The sequence below is a fragment of the Bradyrhizobium valentinum genome (assembly GCF_001440405.1).
Lineage (GTDB): Bacteria > Pseudomonadota > Alphaproteobacteria > Rhizobiales > Xanthobacteraceae > Bradyrhizobium > Bradyrhizobium valentinum.
Window position 1 is genome coordinate 8,975 of the sequence record NZ_LLXX01000073.1, and the last position, 1,964, is coordinate 10,938.

At 63.0% G+C, this 1,964-nt stretch carries 2 protein-coding genes; both read right to left on the reverse strand.

The window, feature by feature from the left end:
• Nucleotides 1-67 precede the first annotated feature (67 nt).
• A complete protein-coding gene (locus tag CP49_RS11885; protein ID WP_057850445.1) occupies nt 68-634 on the reverse strand; it encodes a c-type cytochrome in 567 nt (188 codons plus the stop codon).
• 145 nt (nt 635-779) lie between these two features.
• On the reverse strand, nt 780-1,964 hold a 1,185-nt coding region (locus CP49_RS11890), incomplete at its 5' end, for a PQQ-dependent sugar dehydrogenase (protein WP_245310658.1).

Below are 1,964 nucleotides of genomic sequence, written 5' to 3' on the forward strand. Positions count from 1 at the left end.
CAGCCCCTCACCCCGACCCTCTCCCCGCGGAAGAGCGGGGAGAGGGAGGGCAAAGGCGCAACTCATCCTACCGCATGCGGGCGATGTAGTATGCGAGATCGGCGATCTGCTCTGGCATGATCGGCGCCATCACGTCGGCCATGCTGGCATCATAGCCATGGCGGCTGTTGTCCTTGTACTCGGCAAGGGTCTTGGCGAGATAGTCCTCGCGCTGGTTGGCGATGCGCGGGACGTTCTCCTTGCCCGACAAATCAGGGTTGTGGCAGGCGTCGCAGCGGTGCTGCTGCACCAGCGCCTGGCCGCGCTGCATCCGCGCTGGATCGCCATTTTCCGCTGGCGGCGCAGGCTTCGGCACGTTGGCGATAAAGTCCGAGAAGAGGCGAAGGTCGTCGTCGGTCAGCGGCTTTGCCATCTCGTTCATCGGTTCGGAGACGCGCAGCTTCTCGCGGAACATGAAGAGTTGGATCAGCGTGTAAGGCGCCTGTTGGCCGCCCAACGAAGGCGTGTTCTCGGTTTCCGATTGGCCCTTCTCGCCGTGGCAGGCGAGACACGGCGCGATGCGTTGTTCGATGGTTTCGGCGTTGGCGGAAAAGGCGATGGAGGCGAACGCCAGCGCCATTATTGTTTTACGCATCGGCCTTTTCCCGTACGTCATTCCAGGGCGATGCGAAGCATCGAACTATGATGCGCAATTGCGCATCTGAGAAATCTCGAGATTCCGGGTCTGGTGCTTACGCACCATCCCGGAATGACTGCTGCTCGCAATGACGGAAACTAGGCTACGACTTCCCCGCCATCTTCGGCTTGCCGTAGGTGATGCGGTAGACGGCGCCGTTCCAGTCGTCGGAGACCAGCAGCGAGCCGTCCTTCATCTGCAGCACGTCGACCGGGCGGCCGATATACTTGTTGTCTTCCAGGAAGCCGGTGAGGAACGGCTCCATCGATTTCATCGTGCCGTCCTTGTTCAGCTTGGCGATGACAACGTCGCCGCCAACTTTCTTCGTCCTGTTCCAGGAGCCGTGCCGGGCGATGATGGCCGCGTTCTTATAGGCTTTCGGGAACATGTTGCCGGTGTAGAAGCGCATGCCGAGCGCGGCGGAATGCGGTCCGAGCAGCCCGACCGGCGCAGTGTATTCGCTGCAAGATTTACCCCAGCCGAATTCGGGATCGACCATGTTGCCCTGCAGGCAGAACGGCGCGCCGAAATGTTCGCCGACCTTGGTGATCCGGTTCAGCTCGTCCTCCGGCACATCTTCCGACATCCAGTCGCGGCCGTTGTCGGTGAAGTAGAGGTGCTTGGTCTCCGGATGCCAATCGAAGCCGACGGTGTGGCGCAGGCCCCGGGCGATTACTTCAGCGCCCGAACCGTCAAGATTCATCCGGCGGAGCAGGCCATGCTCGTCATCGTTGAGCACGTTGTTGCCGGGCTGGCCGACGGGAGCGTAGAGCTTGTTGTCGGGACCGATCGCGATGAACTTCCAGCCATGGGCCTCGTCCTTCGGCAGCTTGTCGAAGATCACGGTCGGCTTCGGCGGGTTATCCAAGACGTCCTCGACCTTCTCGATCTTGGAGATCTTGGACAGTTCAGCGATGTAGAGCGTGCCGTCCTTGAAGGCGACGCCGTTCGGCCGGTACAGGCCGGAGGCCAGAACCTTGACCTCCCGTTTGCCGTCCTTGTTGACGATGGCGTAGACCTTGTCGACCAGGCGGCTGCCGACGAACACGGTCCCCTTGTCGCCGAGCGCGAGCGAGCGGGCGTTCGTCATGCCGGCGGCATAGACCTCGATGTTGAAGCCCGCCGGCACCTTGAGCTTCGCCGTCGGCAGCTTGTCCGGCGCCGCGGGTATCGGCGGCGGCGCGTTCGGCGCGAGCTTGGCAGCGGCATCGTTGCCTGCGGGACGTCCGATCAGCGGCGACCCCGGGGGAAGCGCAGGCGAGGCCGCCGTACCGGCGGGCGGCGGTGC

Bases quoted from the DNA above. Each gene is read 5' to 3' on its own strand.
- CP49_RS11885 (WP_057850445.1), bottom strand. From the start codon at position 634: ATGCGTAAAACAATAATGGCGCTGGCGTTCGCCTCCATCGCCTTTTCC.